This window comes from Actinomadura sp. NPDC049753 (genome assembly GCF_040674655.1).
Classification (GTDB): Bacteria; Actinomycetota; Actinomycetes; order Streptosporangiales; family Streptosporangiaceae; genus Spirillospora; species Spirillospora verrucosospora.
This window is the reverse complement of the sequence record NZ_JBFARL010000014.1, coordinates 51,703-73,149: the sequence shown is the minus strand read 5'-3', so window position 1 is coordinate 73,149 and position 21,447 is coordinate 51,703. Positions and strand designations below refer to the sequence as shown.

Below are 21,447 nucleotides of genomic sequence, written 5' to 3'. Positions count from 1 at the left end.
CGGGCCCCGCACCACACCAGGACGGCGATCCCCGCCCAGGCGACCCAGTAGGGCGCGGTCCCGAAGTACAGGGGGAGCATGGGCCACAGGCGGTGATGCCCACCGCGGCCAGCAGCGCGGCGCCGTTGAAGACCTGGCTGACCCAGGCGGGGGCGCCGACCAGCGTCAGGCCGCTCACGCTGACCGCCACGAAGAGCACCCCGATGACGGTCCCGAGGACCGAGGGACGTCCCAGATCGATCACTATCGTGCTGAGGAAGACCGCGGTGAGCGCCGGGAAGAGCAGGCTCATCCCGCTGTCGGAGGTCGCCGCGCCCTGCCGCGCCAGCAGCAGCACCCCCGCCGCCGAGGCCACGAGGCCGGAAAGCACGAACGACGTGAGCTGGACGCGCGTGACGTCGACGCCGACCAGCCGAGCCGCGTTCGCGTTGGAGCCGACCGCGAAGAGATGGCGGCCGAGCGGCGTCTGGCCGATGACGAACCACACGGCGACCGCCAGTCCCGCAGCCGCCACCACGACCCGCGGCACGCCGAACCATGTCAGCGAGCCGAGGTCGGTCAGCCCTCCCGAGATGCCCTCGGTGATCTGCATGCCGTCGGTGTAGGCGAAGATCGCGCCGCCCAGCAGCGTCGCCATGCCCAGGGTCGCGATGAACGGGTTCATCGCGAAACGCGCCACCAGCACCCCCAGTACGCCACCGACGAGGACGCCCGCCGCCAGTGCGAGCGCGACGGCCGCCGCCGCGGGCAGGCCGAAGCGCGACATCCCGGCGGCTGCGACGACGCACGCGGTCGCGCTGACGGCGCCGACGGAGAAGTCGAGGAACCCCGCGGCCATCGGGAACAGCAGCGCCAGCGCGACGGACAGCCCCACGGCCTGGTTGGCGAGCAGGGCCTGGACGTTCGCCGAGCTCCGGAAGGCCGCTCCGGACTCCGGCAGGCTCGCGAACACCACGATCATCAGGACGAGCATGAGCAGCAGGCCGTAACGCTCGACCGCGGCGGTGGCGGTTCGCCGGGCGCCCGGCCTCGGCTCCTTCACCGTCTTCTCCTCGGTGTCGTCCACCGGGTCCGCCACGCGCGGAGCCGATGCCGCGGCGCGGCCGGTCCGGCCGTTGACGTTGACCATCTTGAAGGTCCCTTCACGTGATCTGGGTGGCGGCGGCGATGCCCGCCTCGGTCAACCGGTCGCCGCTCAGTTCGTCGGCGTTGACGCCCTCGCGCAGAATGACGACCCGGTCGCAGAGCCCTTCCAGCTCCTCGAAGTCCGACGACACGACCAGCGCCGCGTTGCCGCTCGTGACGTGCTCGCGGACAAGCGCATGGATCTCCGCGCGCGCCACCGCGTCGACCCCCTGCGTGGGCTCGTCGAGCAGCAGCAGACGCGGAGCGAGCCGGAACCACCGCGCGAGCACGGCCTTCTGCTGGTTGCCTCCGGACAGGGCGCCGAAGGCGACGTCGGGGCCGGCGGCCCGGACGGCGAAGGGCTCCATCAGGCCCGCCGCATCCCGCCGCTCGGCGCGGCGCTCCATCCGCCAGCCCGACCAGTACTCGCCGACGACGGTGGCGGAGATGTTCTGCCACAGCGGCTGGTCCGCGAACGCCGCGTCCCGTGCCCGGTCCTCGGGTACCAGGGCGATGCCTGCGCGCATGGCGGCGGCCACGGTCCGGTTCCTGACCACCGCGCCGCCCATCTCGATCCGGCCGGCGCCCGCCGGCAGCCCGCCGAAGAGCGCCCGGAGCAGGGTGGTGCGGCCCGACCCGAGCAGGCCCGCCACTCCCACGATCTCCCCCTGCCGGACTTCGACGTCGACTCCGCGCAGGGGGCCCCCGGCGAGGCCCCTCACACGCAGGACCGGCGGTTCGGCGGCCCGGTCCTTCGGGACGGTTCGCGCACGGGCGTCCCGCCCCGCATGGGCTCGGACCGCCTCGCCCGCCATCAGCGCGACCACCCGGGCCTCGTCCAGCTCCTCGGGCGGGGCGGTCGCGACCACCGCGCCGTCGCGCAGCACGCTGATCCGGTCGGCGATGCTGAGCACCTCGGGCAGCCGATGGCTGACATAGATGATCGTCTGTCCTCGGGCCTGGCAGCGCCGCAGCGCCTCCAGCAGGAGCGAGACCTCGTGGCGGGGCAGGCTCGCCGTGGGCTCGTCCAGGACCAGCGTCACGTGGTCGCCCTCGTCGACGTCGCGCAGCGCCCTGGCGATGGCGACGAGGGTCCGGTCGCTCGGGCGCAGGTCGCGCACCAGGGTCCGCGGGTCGAGGTCGACCTGCGCCCTCCGCAGCCGCTCGCGCGTTCGTTCGTGCAACCGCCGCCACGAGATCGCCGGTCCCGCCCATCGCGGGTACCCCTCGTCCAGGGCGAAGTTCTCGCTGATCGTCAGCTCGGAGATCAGTCCGAGGTCCTGGTGGACGAACCGCAGGCCGGACGAGCGCGCCACCGTCGCGGAGTACGACTCGGTGCCGTACCGCCTGCCGTGGATCGCGATCGTTCCCCCCTGGTCCGCGCCGTACACGCCGGCCAGGATCTTCAACGTGGTCGACTTCCCCGACCCGTTGCCGCCGAGCAAGGCGTGAACCGATCCCTGCTCCACCCGCAGGTTCAAGGCGTCGAGTACCCGGACGCCGTCGAAGGATTTGCAGACGCCGGTCAACTCGACCGCGGTTTCGGGGCCGGATCGGCCGGCGGATGTGGTGGACATGATGGGCACCTCCGCACCGCCCTAGCGGTTCCAGGCCTTCTTGTAGAGGCCGGCGTAGTCGATGGGGCCGGTGTACTCGGCTTCCGGCGCGGGCATGTTGCGGCCCTTGTCCACGATCTGCAGCCCGACCCCCGCTGTGGTGGACGGGCTCCCGTGGAAGGCCCGGTTGAGCGCGTCGACCGTGGCATAGGCCCGGTATCCCGCCGAGGAGCCGTAGCAGATCTGCTGCCCCTTGCCGCTGCGGATGTAGTTCATGTTGTCGATCTGGCACTCCCCGCCGACCACCAGGAGGCCGGGCCGGTTCGCCGAGACCAGGGCCTGCTGGACACCCGCGACGAAGAAGTGATCGATGTCAACGGTGACCACGTCCACCTGCGGGTGCTTCAACAGCGCGGTCTCGAACTTCTGGCGGATGGAGGGAACGTCGGCCGGCGAGATCTTCACCGAGTCGACGATCTCGCAGCCGCCGCACGCGGCGATCCGGTCGGTGAAGCCCTTGGCCTGGTACTCGCCCATCGCGATGTCCTCGAACGACACGTGCAGGATCTTCGCCTTGCCCTCGGTCTTCGCGATGACGGTGTCGGCGCGCAGCCGGCCCATCCGGGTGTAGAAGTCGGCGAGCGTCGGCGTGGCCGTCGCGTACCGCGCCGAAGCGTCGAACAGCGGCTTGCTGCCGCCCTGGGTCGGGTCGTCGCAGTCGAAACCGCTGAAGGAGGCGATCTCGACGCCCCCGCGTTTCGCCTCGACGAGCGCCTGCCGCACCGGGGCGCAGTCGACCGCCAGCAGCACGATCCCGTCGGCCCGGGCGGCGGTCGCCTGGCGGACGCAGGCGCCCCACCCGCCGTTCTCGTTGTTGCGCCCGTCGCAGACCCGGGTCCTCCAGCCGAGCGCACCGGCGGCGGCCGCCACCTCCCTGCCCTGGTAGACGAGTGCGTGGACCTGCTGCCAGGCGGAGATGATCCAGATGTTCTTGCCCGGGTCCGCCTGAGGACCGCCCGTCGGAGGTTCGGTGTAGTCGGCGCCGGCGTACGCCCGCTTCACGGCGTCGGACGATTCCTTGACGACCTGGGTGGAGGTGACCGTGCCCGCCGAGCCCTGCGAGCCGGAGGATCCGCAGGCGGTGAGCGCGATGGACAGTGAGAGGACGAGCAGGGCGCCCAGGATGGGGGCACGTCTGCGGCTGTGGTGGCGCATTTCGGGCGTTCCTAACCGGGATGGGGTGGGTTCAGCAGTAGTCGGCCGGGACGGTGTGGGGCCAGTTCGTCTCTGCCTCCAGGGCCGCGGCCAGCCGGAGCAGGGTCGCCTCGTCGAACGGCGCGCCTATGAGCTGCACGCCGACGGGCAGTCCCGCCGCCGAGAGGTGCACCGGCAGGCTGATGGCGGGTTGACCTGTGACGTTGGCCAGCAGGGTGAAGGAGACCATCAGCAGCGCGCTGGGTTGTGCGACCTCGACGTCGCGGTTGGCGTCGGCCCGGACGATGCCGAGTTCGGGCGGCTGGCAGGCCAGGGTGGGAGTGAGCAGCACGTCGAAGTCGCGCCTCCACTGGGCGACGATCCGGCGCGACTCCGTCTGCAGCAGGGCCGCTGTCCGGACGTACTCTCCGGCGTTGACCAGCTTCATCCGATCCCAGCGGTATCGGTTGTACGGCTCGGCGCGGTCGGGGTCGTCGAAGGGGTGCACGTAGAGGGAACCGGGGATGACCATGTCCACGTAGCCCTGCGCGGCCTCGGCGCTGAGCAGCTCCGGCGAGACCGGGTGAACGTCGTGGCCCAGCTCCTCCAAAAGGGTCGCCGCGGCCGTCGCGGCCTCGACGCATTCCGGATCGACGGGAAGTCCGGTGGGGGCGTCGACCATCAGGCCGATGCGGAGCCGGCCGGGATCCCTTCCCGGCTCCTCGGCGAAGGGCCGTTCCGGCGGCGGCGCCTGGAACCAGCCGTGGGGGTCCGGGCGGGAGATGACATCGAGCATCGCGGCGGTGTCCTGCACGTAGCGGGTGATCACACCCTCCGTACTGCAGTACTCCCACCAGGACTGGACGAGCTGGGGGACGCGTGCGCGGCTGGGCTTGAGCCCGACGAGGCCGCACGCCGACGCGGGCATCCGGAGCGAGCCGCCGCCGTCGTTGCCGTGCGCCAGCGGGGCCAGGCCGGCGGCCACCGCGGCGGCGGCGCCCCCGCTGGAGCCGCCCGGGGAACGGCGGTGGTCCCACGGGTTCGCCGTCGGGCCGTAGCGTGAGTTGTCGGTGTCGGGCAGCGTGCCCATTTCCGGGGAGTTGGTCCTGCCCATGAGGATGCAACCCGACTCGAGGAACCGATCGACGACCAGTTCGTTTCCCTGGCGGGGCGCGTTCGGGACCCCCTGCGAGCCCATGGTGTTCGGCTGCCCCGCCACGGAGGTGAGGTCCTTGATCGGTAGAGGAACCCCGTGGAAGGGGCCGAGGTCCTCCCCGGCCGTCACGGCCCTCGTGGCCGCCCTGGCGGCGTCCCTCACCTGTTCCGGACTCTGCCAGACGAAGGCGTTGATCTCCCCGTCGTAGTGGTCGATGCGACCGAGGTAGAGGTCGACGACCTCGGTGGGGCTCACCTGGCGTGAGCGGACCGCTTCGGCGATCGACACCGCGGAGCTGAAGGGTTCCATGATCCTTCCTTTCAGTCGTCGTGCCCGCTCTCCCGCTGGGAGACGTCGCTGTAGAGCCAGTCGATGTGCCGGTAGTCGTCCCCTGGCCGGGTGGTGAACAGTTCGTTGCGAAGCGACCTGGCCAGCCCGTCGGCATGCCATATCTCGCCCCACACCCGCGCCGAGGTCTGCACCCGGGCCGTACGCGGGGCGCGTGCCCGCTGCGTCGCCAGCAGCGCCGCGTTCCAGTCGACGGCCGTCCCGCCGCCGGCGGGAGCGGTATGCCTCCTGGCCTCGATGCTGATCGTGTGGGCGTCCTCGATCGCCTGGCAGGCGCCCTGAGCCAGGTACTGCAGCATGGGATGAGCGGCATCGCCCAGCAGGCCGAGGCGTCCGTCGACCCAGGCGTCCGTGGGCGGACGGTCGTACATCGGCCAGTGGCGGTCCCGCCAGAGCATGCCCAGCGACCTGCGGACGTGTTCGCAGCAGTGGGCGAACGCGGCGTCGACATCCGGACCGCCGTGCTCCGGGGCCCCGGTGCCGCCGGTCTGCAGCACGGCCACCTGGTTGATCGCCTCACCGCCGCGCAGGGGGTACTGCACCAGATGGCAGCCCGGGCCGATCCATGCCACCACCGCGTCGGCGGCGACGTCCGTCGCGACCGAGTCCGCTGGGACGACGCCGCGATACGCGACGTAACCGGAGTCGATGGGCTCGTCGCCGACCAGCCTGTCCCGCAGCATGGACCTCAGCCCGTCCAGTCCGAGGACGACCGAACTCTCGTACGTGCTGCCGTCGGCGCAGTGGGTGAGAGCCGTCTCGCCGACGGTGTCGACCCGTTCCACCTGCCGCTCCGTCTCCATCGTGACTCCGGCCTTCTCGCACGCTTCCAGGAGGATGCGATGCAGGTCGCTGCGGTGGACGACCACGTAGGGGGCCCCGTACCGCCGGCGGAACGCCTCGCCCAGTTCCAGGCCGGTGAGCTCCGCACCCGTGACCGCGTCGCGCAGGACCATGCGCGCGGGCATCACCCCCACGGCGACGATCTGCTCCATGAGGCCCCATCGCTGAAGGAGGCGCGTGGCGTTCGGAGCGAGTTGCAGCCCGGCGCCGACCTCGCCGAACTCCGGGGCGCGTTCCAGCACGTGCACCTGGTGGCCGTCCCTGGCCAGTGCGAGGGCCGCGGCGAGCCCCCCGATGCCTCCTCCGACGACCAGCACCTCGTGGCGCTGCGGAGGGCGAAGCGCCGTCTCGTTCATATCGCCGTCCTCTCGCGGTTCCTACTCGTCATCACAGCCACCGCCCCAGCTCGGGCAGGGCTCCGCCGGCGCAGGCGACGCCCGTGCGGCCACGGCCCGTCAGGGCGGCGACGAGCTCCGCCATCGCACCGGTCAGCACGAACGGCCGCGACGAGCCGGCCGTGGCCTTCCAGCACCGGGTCCGGTCACCGGGCGTCAGGACGAGCGCCGGCTCCTGCCCTCTGCTTTCCCGGACGGCCGTGATGTCGGTCAGCAACGCGTCCAGCAACTCGTCCGGAAACTGCGTGAATCCGACGCCGACGTCCAGATCGACGGTGTGCACCCACACCTCACGGGTGCGCAGCCACAGGATCTCGGTGGCCGGGATGGCGCGACCCTGCGCGGTGACGACCTGCGCCGACCGCCTCTCCCGCGGAAGCGAGACCAGGGCCTCGCGCAACCCCCGCCGGGAGTCGAGCACCAATGCCCGCAGCTCCGCCGGTGACGACCGCGCCCCCGCATCGATCTCCCGATCCCGGGCGGCGGTGTCGGGGTACATCCGTCGCTCCTCGCCCGTCCGCGCCCACGCCACCAGGCGGGTCAGTGCCCGCGCGTTGTAGGCGACGTGCGCTATGACATGGCGGCGGCTCCATCCCGGCAGCAGGCTCGGAGCGTCGAACTCGGCGTCGTCCAGCCTTGCGAGCTGCGCGGCGAAGAGTGCCTCACCCTGTTCCGCCCACTCAGACCAGCGTGCCCACTGGTCCTCCGGCGTGCTCACGAGGACTTCCGCGCCGTGTTGACGAGCCTGCCGATGGAGTCGATACGGGTGACCAGGACGGCGCCGTCCTCGAGATAGGAGGGGGGCTTTCGCGCATGCCCGACCCCGCCGGGGGTACCCGTCGCGATCACGTCCCCGGGGTTCAGGGTGAGGATCTGGGAGACGTAGCCGACCAGGGCGGCCGGATCGAACAGCAGATCGGAGGTGTCGGCGCGCTGGACGACCGTCCCGTCGAGCTCGGCGACCAGCTCCAGTCCGCGCTCCAGCTCCCCTTCCAGTTCGTCGGCGGTGACCAGGACCGGGCCGAAGGGGGTGCTGCCCTCGAAGGTCTTGCCCTGAAGCCACTGCGGTGACCGGTACTGCCAGTCGCGTGCCGTGACGTCGTTGATCAGTGAGTAGCCGGCGATCGCGGCGGCGGCCCGCCGGGGATCGGCGGACCGGACCCGGTCGCCGACCACCACCGCCAGCTCCGCCTCCCAGTCCATGGCGTCCGACGCGGCCGGGATCTGGATGTCGTCGCCCGCGCCGATCAGCGCTTCGGGGTACTTGGCGAACAGCGTCGGGTGACGCGGCAGCTCACGCCCCATCTCCTTGATGTGGGTGCGGTAGTTCAGCCCGACACAGATGATTTTTCCCGGCCGCGGGATGAGCGGCGCGTACCGCGCCTCCTTCAGGCGACGGCGGGCGCCGCGCGCGGTGCGCGCCCACTCCCGCCAGTCGGGCCGGGCGAGCACCGCCCCCACGTCCGGCAGCCCGAGTTCCACGGCCTCGTCCCCGTCCACGCGGGCGGCGAGGGTGCCGTCCTCGGTGCGCAGCGTCGCAAGTCTCATCGCCCCTCCTCGGACACGCGGTCAAGGCTCAGCCGCTCGAAGATCGGTGTGTCGGCGAACCGGAAGAGGTCGAGCTCGGTTTCGGCCTCCAGCCGCAGAGCGGTCCAGGAGGGCACCACGAACAGGTCACCGCGGCCGACCCGGGTCTCGACGCCGTTCAGGGTCAGGCGTCCCTCGCCGGCGAAGACCTGCCACACCGCGGAGCCCACTTCACGGCGCTCCGCGGTCCTGCCGCCGCTGCGCAGGCGGTGGAACTCGGCCCGTAGCGTCGGCATGACGTCCCCGCCAGTGGCGGGGTTGACGTAGCGGACGGCGGCGTGGCCGGGGCCCCGCGTGGCGGGATGCCCCTCGCTCTCCAACTTCAGCTGTTCGGACAGGGCGCGGTCCGTGTGCTCCCACCGGTAGGCGGCGATCGGTGAGTGAGTCAGGGAACCGATCTCGGACAGCGGGCGCAGACCGGGGTGAGCCCACAACCGCTCCGAGCGCGAAAGCTCGGGGGTGTCCTCCACGCTCACCTCGTCCGGTCCGAACTCGAAGAAGCCCGTGTCCGTGTGGTGGGCGAAGGGGATGTCCAGGCCGTCGAGCCAAACCATGGGCGTGTCGGTGGCGTTCCGGTGGCCGTGGAATCGCCAGCCCGGAGTGAGCACGAGGTCGCCTCGCCTCATGGCGACGGGATCGCCGTCCACCACCGTCCACACGCCCTCGCCTTCGAGGACGAAGCGGAACGCGTTCTGGGAGTGCCGGTGCTCGGGCGCTTCCTCCCGCGGCCCCAGGTATTGGATCGCCGCCCACAACGTCGAAGTGGCATACGGCATGCCGCCCAGTCCCGGGTTCGCCAGAGCGATGGCGCGCCGCTCTCCGCCCCGCCCGACGGGTACGAGGTCTCCGGCCTGCCGGGCCAGCGGCAGCATTCGGTCCCAGCGCCAGACGTGCGGTGCCGCCCGCGGGGTGGGAGATGCCGGCATGAGGTCGTCGCGCTGTGTCCACAGCGGCGACAGATGCTGGGCTGTGAAGTCCGCGTACAGCCGGTCCTGGGGCGAGGAATCGGCGGCATCGGCAGGGGAGTGGCTCCGGTCGAAAGATGCCCGGCCCGTCTGGGAGCTCGAATGTGAAGCAGGAGACATGACCGCACCATACGAGCGAGATTCCAGATAGAGGTACACTATTCTTCTATGGAGAACAAGCCGCCCTACCCGCTCCAGTCGGTGGACAACGCCCTGCACCTGTTGCAACTACTGCGCGACCAGGGCGGACTGCGGGTGAGCGAGGCCGCGGCCGAGCTGGGAACCGCTCGCTCCACGGCGCACCGCCTCCTGGCCATGCTCGTGTACAGGGGGTTCGCCGTTCAGGACGCCAACCACACGTATCTGCCGGGGCCCGCCCTGTCGGCTTCGAGCCTCGTCGGAGGGCCTCGCATGCAACGACTGCGCCGCACCCTGCTTCCGCATATGGAGTACTTGTGCGACCGCGTCGACGAGTCGGTCAACCTCATGGTCCGGGTCGGCACGCAGACGCGCTTCCTCGCCACTGTGGAGTCCCATCAGGCTCTGCACGTCGGTGACCGGCAGGGAACCATCCTTCCCGCGCACCTGTCGTCCGGTGGCCGGGCCCTCCTGGCCGAACTCGACGACGCGCAACTGGCCGAGCTCTATCTGAGCGAGGAGGCGTCACCCCATGCCGGGCCTCGACCCGCCGGAGCGTCCACCGCGGACGGCGGGGCCAGGCTTTCGACCACCGAGTTCCAGCGACTCCTGGAGGGGCTTCGCGGGGTGCGGAAAAGCGGCTACGCGCTGAACCTGGAGGCCACCGAGGCAGGGATCTGCGCCATCGGCAAGTGCGTGGTCGACAAAACCGGCCGGGTCGTCGGCGCGTTGTCCATCGCGGCCCCCATGCCGCGCTTTCCTCGGGACCGGATACCCCACCTGGCAGCAGAGCTCCACACCACGGTCGAACGCGCCCGCAACGACCTGGACCCGCACACCATGTAGGTCATTCCGACTCGTCGGACCGGGCGCTCCGGGCTGTGACCCGGCGCCTCAGCTGACAGGCATCTCCGCCCGGCTGCATCGGGCTTCAGCACAGCCAGCTTCACCACCACCGGCGCCGGGCCGGCGTCAAGCACGCGCCGACCCGGATCGGAAGCGGAATTCAGGACCGCGCTGCTGCGGCACACCGACCGCGGTCATTACTCGTGAGCGGTGGACCTACTGCTGATCGTCGAGTGGCCTGTTGGTCTGGTCGATCCGCTTGATCCGGCCGTCGGGTGCCAGCTGACCGAACATGTAGACCTCAGCGGTGAAGGTCTTGCCCTTGCGCATTCTTGTGCGGAGGGTCCAGCGCGCACTGATCTGGTCACCGCGGACCAGCGCCTGGTGAATCTCCACGCCGATGCGGTCGTCGGCTGCCATGGCCGCCTTGTCGATGTTCTTGCGAACGGGGCGGACGTGGTCGATCATCCGCTGCCGGTCGATCACCAGGCCATCGTTGCAGTACTCGAAGTCCGGAACGAAGTAGCGGTCGAGGATCGCCCCGGGCTCCTCCTCTGACATGGCCATGTCCCGGGTGTAGGTGACGAGGAAGTCGACGAGGTCGCGCTCGGAGCTGATGCCCATGATGCCCCTTGTAGGTGTAGGCAATACGCTTACGACCGGACTGTACCGCACCCCCGTAGGGTTTACCGGCCCCCCGCCCACGCTTGGAAGATCCTGCGGTTCGCGTTAAGGGAGCGCCTGATCTGGGCTGCTCGCCGATGCGGTGCTGCTCGGCCTGACCGGCGCGGACGATGTCGGGGACGGAGTTAGGGGCTGTCCGCCGCCGCACACGTGATCGAGCGGATCGCCGGTACCAGCGGTTCGCTCGCGATGATCTCTAGCCGTCTCGCCCAGTCATATGCCGCGCGGCGGACTCGGCCCAGGGGCATTGCCCCGATCATTGCGTGACCGGTGGTGAGGCCTGGACGGTCACGTGGTGGGGGGCTGGTGCTGGGCGAGCACTTCGCGGATCCAGGCGAGCCTGTCACGGTAGGAGGCGTCGTCGGGATGCCGGGCCGCGGCCCTTTCTGCGATCGCGGCCGTTTCCTGCAGCACTGGCAGAGCCTCGTTCGGCGGTAGATAGCCGGAGACGGTCCCTACTTGGGCGATCAGGTCAAGAACCAGGTCGTCACGCATGCTTTCGAAGGATGGGGCGAGTCGTAGCAGTGCGGTGATGGCTTGGCGGGTTGGTTCGGTGGCCTCGGGGCGTTGTCCGGCGGCGTCGAGGCGCTGTGCCAGGACGACCAGCATCCAGGGGTGGCGGTAGGCGTAGTCCAGGTTTTCCGGATGCCGGGCCGTCAGCCGCTCAGCGATGGCGACACTTTGACTGACCGGTGCGACCGCGTCACCGGGTGGCAGGTAGCCGGAGTTGAAGGCGATCTGCAGCACGAGGTCGTAGGTCAGGTCGTCGCGCGTTCCTTCCAAGGACGCCGCCAGCCGCAGCATGTCCTTGAAGGCCTGCCTTGCCGGCTCCGCAGCCTCTGGACGTCGCCCGGCCGCGTCGAGGCGCTGAGCCAGGACGACCAGCATCCAGGGGTGGCGGTAGGCGTAGTCGAGGTTCTCTGGATGCCGGGTTGCCAGCCGTTCAGCGATCGCCACGGCCTGGCGGACCGGTTCGACCGCGTCACCCGCCGGCAGGTAGCCGGAGTTGAAGGCGATCTGCAAGATCAGGTCGTAGGTCAGGTCGTCGCGCGTTCCCTCCAAGGACGCCGCCAGCCGCAGCATGTCCTTGAAGGCCTGCCTCGTCGGCTCCGCAGCCTCTGGACGTCGCCCGGCCGCGTCGAGGCGTTGGGCCAGGACGACTCGCATCCAGGGATGGCGGTAGGCGTAGTCCAGATTGTCGGGGTGGCGGGATGCCAGTTGCTCAGCGATCGCGACCGCCCTCTGGACGGGCTGGACCGCGTCGCCGGGCGGCAGGTAGCCGGAGTTGAAGGCGATCTGGAGGATGAGGTCGTAGGTCAAATCGTCGCGTGTGCCTTCGAGCGTGGGGGCGAGTCGGAGTAGCGCGGTGATGGCTTGGCGGGTTGGTTCGGTGGCTTCGGGGCGTCGTCCGGCGGCGTCGAGGCGCTGGCCCAGGACGATCAGCATCCAGGGGTGGCGGTAGGCGTAGTCGAGGCTCTCTGGATGCCGGGCTGCCAGCCGCTCAGCGATCGCGACCGTGTCCTGGACGGCCCTCACCCCCTCATCGGGCGCGAGGTAGCCGGAGTTGAAGGCGATCTGCAAGATCAGGTCGTAGGTCAGGTCATCGCGCGTGCCCTGGAGGGCGGGGGCCGTGGCCAGCATTCGGTGGATGGCCTGGTGGGCGGGTGCCGCGGCTTCGGGGCGTCGTCCGGCGGCGTCGAGGCGTTGGGCCAGGACGATCAGCATCCAGGGGTGGCGGTAGGCGTAGTCGAGGTTCTCTGGATGCCGGGCTGTCAGCCGTTCAGCGATTGCCGCGGCCTGGCGGACCGGTTCTACCGCGTCACCCGCAGGCAGGTAGCCGGAGTTGAAGGCGATCTGGAGGATGAGGTCGTATGCCAGGTCATCGCGCGTCCCTTCGAGGACGGGCGCTCCTTCCAGCAGGGCCTCGATGCCGGCGTGGGCGGCCGAGGCCGCGTCGGCGGGACGGTGTTGCGCGGCGAGCTGCCCTGCCGAGGTGGTCAGCGAGCGCATCTTGTCGTACCAGCTACCCGGATCGGCGACGTTCGGGTCGAACTGCGCCGCCTGGATGGCCCGCTGGGCATCAAGGCGGAACAGGCTCACGGTCCCCGCCCCGCGGCCGGTGACCACGAGGCTGTAGGAGCCGCTCACGGGATCGCGGGAGCCGAAAAGTGGCGAGCCGACGGGGTACCACGGAGCCCAGCCCTGGTCGTAGGGGCGTTGCGGGTCGTGATGGGTGGTCCGGATGTGGCCGTCGGCGGCGTCCCAGAACAGGCGGATCTCGCCCTCTGCGGGGCAGATCGCGGAGGGAGTGGCCAGGTAGCCGGTCGAGCGCGGGGGCGCGACCTGGAACGGCTCGCTCCACGCCTGCCCGGCCTGCTGGGCATCGAGGTGCCGGCCGTACACGGCGCGATTCGGGCCGGTCCAGAACACCAGCACCTGCCAAGGCCGTGGGCAGACAGCCGCGACGCGATAGGTACCGGGTGGAGCGAGCTGGACGGGAGGCGCCCAGCCAGATTGCTCGCGCGGGTCGTGGTGAGTGCTCCAGATGGACTCGTCGCGTGCGGTGTAGAACACCCAGGCGGCCTCGGGCGCTGGGGAAACCGAGATCAGTGCATTGCCGTAGGGGGCGTCGGGTGTGACCTGCTGAGGCTCGCCCCACGTCCCGTCGGCGCCCCGGCGGCGCCAGTGGATCGCGCCTGGGTGACCGGGATACCGCCAGAACAACGCGATCTCACCGGGGGCCATGACGGTCACCGAGAGGTGATCCCGGTGGAAGTACTGCGGGGGCGCCTCGGGCTGAGTCACCACCGGGACCGGGGCCGACCAGCCGGACGGCTGCGCGGGGTCCATTCGCAGTTCGGCCAGCCGCCGCTCCGGGTCCTGGATGAAGACGCTGGCCTGGCCCGGTGCGGGGACGCAGGCGGGCAGCCCGCCTCCGTCCATGGTGCCCGCGGGCGCCACCGGCGGGTCGACGGTCCAGGCGACCGGGGACTGCGCGGCGTTCAGGGTCGCGGACCCGATCGACCCGTCCCGTGCAGGCCACAGGACCTTGACGCTGGACGAGGACGGTGCGATGGCGCGGAAGGGACGCCACTCGGGCGGTGTCCCCAGCGTGGCCGCGGGCACGGCCACGCTCCACGGTGTGAAACGCGCGACCATCGGATCGGCCGCCCAGTACTCCAGGACGTCGCGCATGCTGAGCAGCAGGACGACGCCGGTGCGGTGCCGTACCTCAAGGCGGAGCGATTCGTCGAGCCGGGCCTTGTAGTCGTCCAAATCGGCCTGGCCGCCGATCAGGTGGTCTTCACGGGTCAGATCGGTGGTGTAGCCGCTGATGTTGTCGACGCATTTGTACTGCACCATGAAAAGGCCGGGATCCGACTCCGGCCGACCATAGACATCGGGCGCGATGGCCCGGTCGGCGTTTTCGATGATCCAGCCCAGCCGGTCGGCGTGCCTTCTGATCTCCTCGCGCGCCAGTTTGTTGAACCGGACGGGCCGGGTGATGGTGATCATAACGCCGAGGCGGACGGTCAGGACGTACAAGTAGACCGGGATGGCGATGCGGTGGTCGAAGGTCTCTCCGCCGGGCACGGGACGGAGGAAGAACGAGTTCCCCTCCAGAATGCTGTTGGCCGCGACTCGCGAATTGTCGTCCGCCTGTGCGCGCAGCAGCGCGTCGGTCCGGTCGCCGGCAACCCAGGCGCTCGCCTGGTCCGCGGCCGTCCTGCTGAGCCCTTTGAGCTGCTCCAACTGCTGACGGGTCTGGAGGAGGTAGGCCTGCTGCTGCTGGTCGAGCAACTTGCGGATCGCCTCGGCCACGGCGTCGAGCCGATACTGGATCACCTGGAAATCAGTGTGCAGCTGGTCGAGCTTCTGTATCACGAGCTCTTCGTGAGTCGGATGGGTCGGATTAATGAGTTCGTTGAGGTCGCTGAACCCGTCATAAACCGACTTGATCGATTGGTAGGCCTTGTAGGCGGTCTGGATTCCCTCGTAGACCGCGAGAACGGTCGCCCACTCTTCTGCCATCGCTGCCCCCATGAAGCGATCACAAAACTCTTGACATCCTCCCACCGGCATCCGATTGCTCCCACCAAATGACACGATCCGGCCAGGGACGCTCAAGGGAAGGGCGCATCTCCTGCCAGGGACGCAACGCTCGCTTCACCCTGCCTGGCTCCGCTCAGAGCTGATCGACTTCTCCACCAGGCTCGGCCGATACCGCCGAGTCGTAGAACGCGCGATGGCATGGTTGAACGGCTGCCGCCGCCTGCACTGCCGCTACGAACGCACAGGCGACCATTTCCTGGCCTTCGCCGCCATCGCCTGCTCACTCATCTGCTGCCGCTGCCTCGCCGAATGAGTCCAGCTCTAAAGGCGGGTGGCCGTCTGGATCAGCCCGGCGAGGGCCAGGGACCGGCTGTGCGGCGGCCAGGCGATCACGGTGGTGACGGTCGGCGCGTCCAGGATCGGCACGAAGGCCAGGTCGCGGCGGAGATGGGTCCGGGCGGTCTCCGGCAGTAGGGCCACCGCCCTGCCCAGCGCGATCAGCTGAAGGAGCTGGGCGTGGTCGCGCACCTCGGGTCCCGGACCGTCGGGGTAGCCGCCGTCACCGTGCGGCCAGCGTGGCAGCGGAAGGTCGGCGATGTCGGCCATGCGCAGGTCCGTACGGCCTTCGAGGGGATGGTCTTTCGGCAGGACCAGAATCTGGCCCTCGGTGCTCAGCTCCTCGATGTCCAGGCCGGTCGTCGAGTCGAACGGCCTGTGCAGCAGGCCCACGTCGGCCCGGCCGTCGCGGAGCAGCCGTTCCTGCTCGCCGATCCCGCACAGCAGGACCTCGACGGCGACGGCGCCGGGCTCGGCGGCGTAGGCGTCCAGGAGTTTCGGCAGCAGTTCACTCGACGCCCCGGCCTTGGTGACCAGCACCAGCTTCGGCTCCCCGGCGGCGGCGCGGCGGGTGCGGCGGGCGGCGGCGTCGACCGCGTCGAGGGCGGCCCGGCCCTCTCTGAGCAGGACCTTTCCGGCCTCGGTGAGGTCGACCGTACGGCTGGTACGTTCGAGAAGCTGAACGCCCAGGCGGCGTTCCAGCTGCTTGATCGCCCGCGAGAGGGGCGGCTGGGCGATCCCGAGGCGCTCGGCGGCGCGGCCGAAATGGAGTTCCTCGGCGACGGCGACGAAGTACCGCAACTCTCGCGTCTCCATGTTCTCACCGTACCCGGGGATCAATACCCGCGAGGTATCGAACGCTACCCAGGCGGTGTTGGAGTGTTCTCGGCCGTACGGCCAGGATTTCGGATATGAGCGAACAGACGATCACGCTGATCACCGGCGCCAACAAGGGAATCGGATACGAGATCGCCGTCGGGCTCGGCGCCCTCGGCCACACCGTCGGCGTGGGGGCCAGGTCCCCGGAGCGGCTCTCGGCGGCCGTCGAGAAGCTCCGCGCCGAGGGGGTCGACGCGTTCGCGGTACCCCTCGACGTGACCTCCGACGAGAGCGTCACTGCCGCGGCCTCCCTGCTCTCCGAGCGTTTCGGGCGGCTCGACGTGCTGGTCAACAACGCCGGGGTGACCGGTGGGATGCCACAGACGCCCACGACCGTCGACCCCGCGACCATGCGAACGGTCGTGGAGACCAACGTGATCGGCGTCATCCGCGTCACCAACGCCCTGCTGCCGCTGCTCAGGCGGTCCGCCGCACCGCGAATCGTGAACATGTCCAGCAGCGTCGGGTCTCTCACCCGCCAGAGTTCTCAGTCCGCCGTGGAGGCCGTAGGCCCGATCTCCGCCGCCTACTCGCCCTCCAAGACCTTCCTCAACGCCGTGACCCTCCAGTACGCCAAGGAACTGCACGACACCAACATCCTGATAAACGCCGCCTGCCCCGGCTACTGCGCAACCGATCTCAACGGCTTCCGCGGCATCCGCACCGCCCAGCAAGGCGCCGCCATAGCCATCCACCTGGCCACCCTGCCCGACAACGGCCCAACCGGCTCCTTCTTCGAAGACGCCGGCGTGGTGCCCTGGTAACTCGTCAACCAGGCCGTACGGAACCCGCGTCCCCGGTTTGTAGTGGCTCGGGTTTCGGGCGGCGTTGACCAAGTGCACGTCAGCCTACGCGGGCCGGAGCGGGCCGCTACGAACGTGCGTCGCTCAAGCCCGCGTGGGAGACCTGGCTCTCGGGGATGCGGATGTTGTGAAGGTCGGGGGAGAAGCGATTGCCGAATCGACGTGAGCCACCAACTGCAACCCGAGGAACAGCTGGGACGCCGACCGAACCCTGAACCAGCTCCGCCTCAGCACGTTCGGGCTCGCTTCGGCGACTCGACCTTTTACGTCTCGGCGTGCGCCTCCGGGCGGCCGAGTATGGCCAGGTATCCGCCGGTGACGATCGCGTCGGCGGACGCCGCGTATTCCGCGGGGTCGTCGGGCAGCGTCGTGCCGAGGCCGTCCACGTACCGGTTGAACATGCAGAACGCGGCGGCGATCAGGACCGTGTCGTGCACCTCGACGTCGGTCGCGCCCTCGGCGCGGGCGGCGGCCACGTCCTCGGGCCGCACGTCGCGCCCGCTCCGCTGGACGGCGCCGGCCACCCGCAGCAGGGCCTTCAGCTTCGCCGGGACGGGCGCGCTCTCGAGGTCGGCCCGTACCTGGTCGACGAGCGCGATGCCCTCGGGGAGCTGGGCAGCGGCGAACGCCGCGTGCGAGGTGGTGCAGAACTCGCATTCGTTGAGGGACGAGACGTAGGAGGCGATCAGTTCCCGCTCGCCGCGGCTCAGCGAGCTGGGACCGCGCAGCAGCACTTCGGCCAGCTCGCTCAACGGGCGGGCGGTCTCGGGCCGGTAGGCGAACAGCGAGATGATTCCGGACGCGTCGTTCCCCAGGGCGATATGCGGCATCGGCTCTCCAAACGTTGTCCCACGTCGGGGGATTCGCTCTCCGTGCACAAGGAAGTGTCTCGCATCGGGCGCGCCCAGGGCAGGGGTCAGAGAGTGTCAAAACCGGCCATACCGACATTCCGCTTTCGCGGAGCCAATTGAGCTGGCGGATCTTCCTCACCACCATGCCGGTGCGGCCATGCGAGTTCTGTTCACCACCACGCCTTTGCACGGTCACTTCTCTTGGTGCCGCTGGCCTCTGCATGCTGGGTGCTCGGCCACGAGATGAAAGTGGCGACCTTGGACCTTTTTCCGGCCTGCCCGCTACGTCGTGCGGTGCCTCAGGTGCTTCAACGCATCGTGCAGGGTGTCTAGCTGCGACGACCCTTCCTGGCGTTCGGTGACCGCCAGGTACCGAAGATGCTCCGTACGCTCGGTCAGCGACCGGAGAAGTTTCCGACTAGACCGATTACCTCTGCGGCGCTTTCGACTCCGGAGGACGGTTTCCTCCAGCGTAAACGAGTTTCCTTAGTGCGGACACCGCCATATTAGGGAGACTGTTTGTCCGGAATGCGCTTGGCTGTCTCGGCCCATGCGCCCAGATGGCTTGGTGTGTCGCACTGGGCGGGCGCACGTTGAGCGATGGTGAGCTGTATCTGGCGAAATCGCCGCTGCCCGACCGTCAACGGTGCGCCCGCGTCGGCTTCCCAACTAGGTCAAGCTCATGACCAAGCCCCCGCTGGCGCAGGCGATGCTGACCAGGGCCCGGACGAGGGCTATGGGCAGGACCACAAGTTTCGCCGCTGCCTGGAGGAACGCCGGATCGGATACGTGGTGGCCGTGCCGAAGAGTCAATCACTGGGGGCTGGCATCGGATGCGGCAATGGCGGTTCACGCGCTGACGCGGTCACCGCGACTGGGTCATGGCCGGCCTGGAACCCACGTCCGCGACGATCTCGGCGCGCCCGTTCCAGCACTGGCTGTTGGTGCGCCGCAGCTTCGTCCCCAACGAGCAAGGCGAACTCGAACTGGCCCTCTGCCTGCTTCGGCCCTGCCGTCACCCGTGGAAACGCCAGTTAAGACACCACCACATCCAGGTCCAAAACAGAAAATGCCGATAATAGTGCTAGGCGAGGCGTGTGGTCATCTTGAGGATGTTGAACAGTGGTCGGCGTCGGTCGCGACCAGTTCCCCGGAGGGCGTTCAACTGCTGCATCGGCCCAGTTGAACGCATGTCGGGTGGGTACCGCATGATGTCTGTGTCGATTGCCCGGGGGATGCGGTGTCGGCGAGAGATGAGCTGTTGATCAGTTCGTACCTCTCCTGCATAGTGAGCGGCGACTGATCTGCTCGAGAACACGAGGAGATGGTGGGTAATGAATCCGTTCGACGATCCCGATGCCAACTTCTTTGTCCTGGTCAACGATGAAGGGCAGCGCTCTCTGTGGCCCGTGTTCGCCGAGGTTCCGGACGGGTGGAAGACGGTGTTCGGTGAGGCCGGACGTCAGGAGTGCCTCGACTACATCGAGAAGAACTGGACCGACCTTCGCCCCAAGAGCCTGATCGAGGCCATGGAGCAGAGTTGGACCGCGGATCTCTTCTGCCGCCTGAAGAACGTGATCGACCGGACGCACCTTCAGATGCGCTTTTTCCGGTGCTGGACCGGTCGGCTCGATGGCCACCGCTTTGTTGAGCGAAAACGGGCGGTGCTTGACATGCCTCGATGCCGGCCGGCACTTGCTGCTTGGTGAGTCGGCCGAATCGGTGGGGTGTGCGAACGTGGCTGCATTCGACGGGAAGCGGGATCGCGGTGCGTTACCGGCGCCGGATCACCGGGTGGGGCCCGATCGGGAGCCGAACGGCACGGCCGAAGAGCTGTTGTGTCAGGCGTTCGCCGAAGTGCTGGGCCTCGACCCGGACGATGTGGGCGATCAGTCCTCCGCTGCCGGCGAGGGCACGCGACGGGCGTCGGGGCGGCGCGTACCTGCCCATCGACCCGGCATTGCCCGCAGGACGGGTCTCGTTCATGATCGCCGACGCGGGTGCGGTGCTCGTCCTGGGGACGCGGGAGGTCGCCGAGGATCTGCCTGCCGGTCGGGTGCGGGTGATGGCGCTGGACGATCCGGCGGTCGCGGTCCTGGTGGACGGTCTTCCGGTGGCACCTCTCGGTCTGGAGGTGCCTGGAGGCGCCTTGGCGTACGTGATGTACACCTCCGGGTCCACCGGTCGGCCGAAGGGTGTCGGAGTCACCCAAAAAGGGCTGGCAAGTTACGTCGCGTCGGTGCCGCCCGCGGTGAGTTTCCGGGTTGAAGGAAAGTCGGGCCGGTTCGGGCTATTGCAGGCACCGTTCAGGATTTGGGAAACACAGTGGTGTTTTCGAACCTGGTGAGCGGCGGCGAGTTGCATGTGCTGCCCGCGGATGTGGTGACTGATGCCGGTGCAGTGGCCGATTACCTGAACCGCTTTGAAGTTGATTTCATCAAGGCGGTTCCCTCTCATTTTTCGGCGTTGTCGGCGAGTGCGGGATTCGCAGGTGTGCTGCCAGCGCGGTCATTGATTCTGGGTGGCGAGGCGGCTTCGGCCGACTGGTTGGAGCTGCTCGGGGCGGCCGAGGACGCTGGTTGCGGTGTGTTCAACCACTACGGTCCGACGGAGACCACGATCGGCGTGGTGACGACCCGCTTGTCCCGGGATGGTGCCGGCATGGTGCCGATCGGCCGGCCAGTCGCCAATACCCATACTCATGTGCTGGACGAAGCATTGGAATTGGTCCCGCCGGGGGTTGCGAGTGAGCTCTATGTGTCCGGTGTGCAGTTGGCGCGCGGGCACCAGGTCAAGATCCGCGGGTATCGCATCGAGCCCGGTGAGGTGGAGTCGGTCCTGGCCGCGCACCCCTCGGTCGCCCGGGCCACCGTCCTCGCCTGCGAGGACACCCCGGGCGACCCGCGCCTGATCGGTTACATCGTGCCTGCGGACACCACTCTGGGCCAGGGCCGCGAAGACCTGGCGCACAGGGTGAAGAGGTCCTGCGGACAAGCTGCCGGAGTACGTGGTCCCGTCGGCTGTGGTGGTGCTGGAGGCTTTGCCGCTCACCGGCAACGGGAAGCTGGATCGTCGCGCGCTTCCGGCTCTCGAGTATGAGGTGGACCAGGGTCGGGGCCCGGCGGATGCGCGCGAAGAGGTTTTGTGTCAGGTGTTCGCCGAGGTCCTGGGTTTGGACCGGGTGGGCGTGGAAGACGACTTCTTCGCGTTGGGTGGGCATTCGCTGTTGGCGGTGTCGTTGGTGGAGCGGTTGCGGGCGCGTGGTGTTTCGGTGTCGGTGCGGGCGCTGTTCCAGACTCCGACGGTGGCGGGTTTGGCCGCGGTGGCAGGCCCCGAGCCGGTCGTGGTCCCGCCCAACCTCATTCCGGAGAACGCCACCTCGATCACGCCCGACCTTTTGCCGCTGGTCGAGTTGACCGCCGCCGAGGTGGAGCGCGTGGTGGCGCAAGTGGAAGGCGGCGCGGCCAACGTGGCCGACGTCTATCCGCTGGCCCCACTCCAGGAAGGCATCTTCTTCCACTATCTGCGGGGCGCAGGCGGGGACAGCGATGCGTATGTGCTTACCCTGGTCCTGGAGTTCGACGGACGTGAGCGTCTGGACGCGTTCTTGGGTGCGTTGCAGCAGGTCGTGGACCGCCATGACGTGTTCCGTACGGGCGTGGCGTGGGAAGGGCTGAGCGAACCCGTC

Annotated in this window: 16 protein-coding genes and 3 pseudogenes; 7 read left to right on the top strand and 12 right to left on the bottom strand. The window is 69.2% G+C overall.

The genetic code is table 11. The features are described 5' to 3' along the window. From AB0K37_RS06510 to AB0K37_RS06475, 8 genes are all read right to left on the bottom strand, one after another. The coding region (locus tag AB0K37_RS06510) for an ABC transporter permease (protein ID WP_363975765.1) at window positions 1-1,078 on the bottom strand (1,078 nt) is incomplete at its 3' end. Window positions 1,079-1,142: 64 nt separating this feature from the next. Next, window positions 1,143-2,702, bottom strand: a complete 1,560-nt coding sequence (locus tag AB0K37_RS06505; RefSeq protein WP_363975763.1) for a sugar ABC transporter ATP-binding protein — start codon at window positions 2,700-2,702, stop codon at window positions 1,143-1,145. A gap of 21 nt (window positions 2,703-2,723) precedes the next feature. Continuing rightward, the gene (locus AB0K37_RS06500) at window positions 2,724-3,896 is read right to left on the bottom strand and encodes a substrate-binding domain-containing protein (protein WP_363975760.1); all 1,173 of its coding nucleotides are present in this window, start codon (window positions 3,894-3,896) and stop codon (window positions 2,724-2,726) included. Window positions 3,897-3,927: 31 nt separating this feature from the next. After that, window positions 3,928-5,340 (bottom strand): amidase, encoded by a 1,413-nt coding sequence (locus tag AB0K37_RS06495; protein ID WP_363975757.1) that lies wholly within the window; start codon window positions 5,338-5,340, stop codon window positions 3,928-3,930. Window positions 5,341-5,351: 11 nt separating this feature from the next. Further along, a complete protein-coding gene (locus AB0K37_RS06490) occupies window positions 5,352-6,578 on the bottom strand; it encodes an FAD-dependent oxidoreductase (RefSeq protein WP_363975754.1) in 1,227 nt (408 codons plus the stop codon). A 31-nt stretch (window positions 6,579-6,609) separates the two neighbouring features. Further along, window positions 6,610-7,335 (bottom strand): maleylpyruvate isomerase family mycothiol-dependent enzyme, encoded by a 726-nt coding sequence (locus tag AB0K37_RS06485; protein WP_363975751.1) that lies wholly within the window; start codon window positions 7,333-7,335, stop codon window positions 6,610-6,612. Then, window positions 7,332-8,165, bottom strand: coding sequence for a fumarylacetoacetate hydrolase family protein (locus AB0K37_RS06480; protein ID WP_363975749.1), 834 nt, complete (start codon window positions 8,163-8,165; stop codon window positions 7,332-7,334). Before AB0K37_RS06480 ends, AB0K37_RS06485 begins: the two co-directional genes overlap by 4 nt. Next, window positions 8,162-8,980, bottom strand: coding sequence for a cupin domain-containing protein (locus AB0K37_RS06475; protein ID WP_363975746.1), 819 nt, complete (start codon window positions 8,978-8,980; stop codon window positions 8,162-8,164). Before AB0K37_RS06475 ends, AB0K37_RS06480 begins: the two co-directional genes overlap by 4 nt. Before the next feature lie 357 nt (window positions 8,981-9,337). On the opposite strand from AB0K37_RS06475, the gene AB0K37_RS06470 reads away from it, so the two are divergent. Next, window positions 9,338-10,153: an IclR family transcriptional regulator gene (locus tag AB0K37_RS06470; RefSeq protein WP_363975743.1), complete on the top strand. Its 816-nt coding sequence runs from the start codon at window positions 9,338-9,340 to the stop codon at window positions 10,151-10,153. A 216-nt stretch (window positions 10,154-10,369) separates the two neighbouring features. Here AB0K37_RS06470 and AB0K37_RS06465 read toward each other — a convergent pair whose 3' ends face one another. Together AB0K37_RS06465 and AB0K37_RS06460 are read right to left on the bottom strand one after the other, a co-directional pair. Beyond that, the gene (locus AB0K37_RS06465) at window positions 10,370-10,777 is read right to left on the bottom strand and encodes a nuclear transport factor 2 family protein (protein WP_363975741.1); all 408 of its coding nucleotides are present in this window, start codon (window positions 10,775-10,777) and stop codon (window positions 10,370-10,372) included. A gap of 348 nt (window positions 10,778-11,125) precedes the next feature. After that, on the bottom strand, window positions 11,126-14,881 hold the full coding sequence (locus AB0K37_RS06460) for a hypothetical protein (protein WP_363975739.1): 3,756 nt from the start codon (window positions 14,879-14,881) through the stop codon (window positions 11,126-11,128). A 151-nt stretch (window positions 14,882-15,032) separates the two neighbouring features. Here AB0K37_RS06460 and AB0K37_RS06455 point away from each other — a divergent pair. Further along, a pseudogene (locus AB0K37_RS06455) lies at window positions 15,033-15,203 on the top strand (IS5/IS1182 family transposase); the annotation flags it as partial. Window positions 15,204-15,211: 8 nt separating this feature from the next. On the opposite strand, the gene AB0K37_RS06450 reads toward AB0K37_RS06455, so the two are convergent. Continuing rightward, on the bottom strand, window positions 15,212-16,042 hold the full coding sequence (locus AB0K37_RS06450; protein ID WP_363975736.1) for a LysR family transcriptional regulator: 831 nt from the start codon (window positions 16,040-16,042) through the stop codon (window positions 15,212-15,214). A gap of 95 nt (window positions 16,043-16,137) precedes the next feature. Here AB0K37_RS06450 and AB0K37_RS06445 point away from each other — a divergent pair, with 95 nt between their 5' ends. Further along, complete coding sequence (locus AB0K37_RS06445; RefSeq protein WP_363975733.1) at window positions 16,138-16,869, top strand: SDR family oxidoreductase; 732 nt, start codon at window positions 16,138-16,140, stop codon at window positions 16,867-16,869. A gap of 302 nt (window positions 16,870-17,171) precedes the next feature. Here AB0K37_RS06445 and AB0K37_RS06440 read toward each other — a convergent pair whose 3' ends face one another. Beyond that, complete coding sequence (locus tag AB0K37_RS06440; RefSeq protein WP_363975730.1) at window positions 17,172-17,738, bottom strand: peroxidase-related enzyme; 567 nt, start codon at window positions 17,736-17,738, stop codon at window positions 17,172-17,174. A 1,355-nt stretch (window positions 17,739-19,093) separates the two neighbouring features. On the opposite strand from AB0K37_RS06440, the pseudogene AB0K37_RS06435 reads away from it, so the two are divergent. From AB0K37_RS06435 to AB0K37_RS06420, 4 genes and pseudogenes are all read left to right on the top strand, one after another. Continuing rightward, window positions 19,094-19,294 (top strand): annotated as a pseudogene (locus AB0K37_RS06435) (MbtH family protein); the annotation flags it as partial. A gap of 146 nt (window positions 19,295-19,440) precedes the next feature. Continuing rightward, on the top strand, window positions 19,441-20,106 hold the full coding sequence (locus AB0K37_RS06430; RefSeq protein WP_363975728.1) for an AMP-binding protein: 666 nt from the start codon (window positions 19,441-19,443) through the stop codon (window positions 20,104-20,106). Then, window positions 20,088-20,858 (top strand): AMP-binding protein, encoded by a 771-nt coding sequence (locus AB0K37_RS06425; RefSeq protein ID WP_363975725.1) that lies wholly within the window; start codon window positions 20,088-20,090, stop codon window positions 20,856-20,858. The genes AB0K37_RS06430 and AB0K37_RS06425 overlap by 19 nt, the downstream gene beginning before the upstream one ends. Then, window positions 20,767-21,447: pseudogene (locus tag AB0K37_RS06420) on the top strand (phosphopantetheine-binding protein); the annotation flags it as partial. The gene AB0K37_RS06425 and the pseudogene AB0K37_RS06420, both read left to right, overlap by 92 nt.

Coding starts and splice junctions, on each gene's coding strand:
- AB0K37_RS06505 (WP_363975763.1), bottom strand. CDS start 2,702: ATGTCCACCACATCCGCCGGCCGATCCGGCCCCGAAACCGCGGTCGAG.
- AB0K37_RS06500 (WP_363975760.1), bottom strand. CDS start 3,896: ATGCGCCACCACAGCCGCAGACGTGCCCCCATCCTGGGCGCCCTGCTC.
- AB0K37_RS06495 (WP_363975757.1), bottom strand. CDS start 5,340: ATGGAACCCTTCAGCTCCGCGGTGTCGATCGCCGAAGCGGTCCGCTCA.
- AB0K37_RS06490 (WP_363975754.1), bottom strand. CDS start 6,578: ATGAACGAGACGGCGCTTCGCCCTCCGCAGCGCCACGAGGTGCTGGTC.
- AB0K37_RS06480 (WP_363975749.1), bottom strand. CDS start 8,165: ATGAGACTTGCGACGCTGCGCACCGAGGACGGCACCCTCGCCGCCCGC.
- AB0K37_RS06475 (WP_363975746.1), bottom strand. CDS start 8,980: ATGCCGTATGCCACTTCGACGTTGTGGGCGGCGATCCAATACCTGGGG.
- AB0K37_RS06470 (WP_363975743.1), top strand. CDS start 9,338: ATGGAGAACAAGCCGCCCTACCCGCTCCAGTCGGTGGACAACGCCCTG.
- AB0K37_RS06465 (WP_363975741.1), bottom strand. CDS start 10,777: ATGGGCATCAGCTCCGAGCGCGACCTCGTCGACTTCCTCGTCACCTAC.
- AB0K37_RS06460 (WP_363975739.1), bottom strand. CDS start 14,881: ATGGGGGCAGCGATGGCAGAAGAGTGGGCGACCGTTCTCGCGGTCTAC.
- AB0K37_RS06450 (WP_363975736.1), bottom strand. CDS start 16,042: ATGGAGACGCGAGAGTTGCGGTACTTCGTCGCCGTCGCCGAGGAACTC.
- AB0K37_RS06445 (WP_363975733.1), top strand. CDS start 16,138: ATGAGCGAACAGACGATCACGCTGATCACCGGCGCCAACAAGGGAATC.
- AB0K37_RS06440 (WP_363975730.1), bottom strand. CDS start 17,738: ATGCCGCATATCGCCCTGGGGAACGACGCGTCCGGAATCATCTCGCTG.
- AB0K37_RS06430 (WP_363975728.1), top strand. CDS start 19,441: ATGCCGGCCGGCACTTGCTGCTTGGTGAGTCGGCCGAATCGGTGGGGT.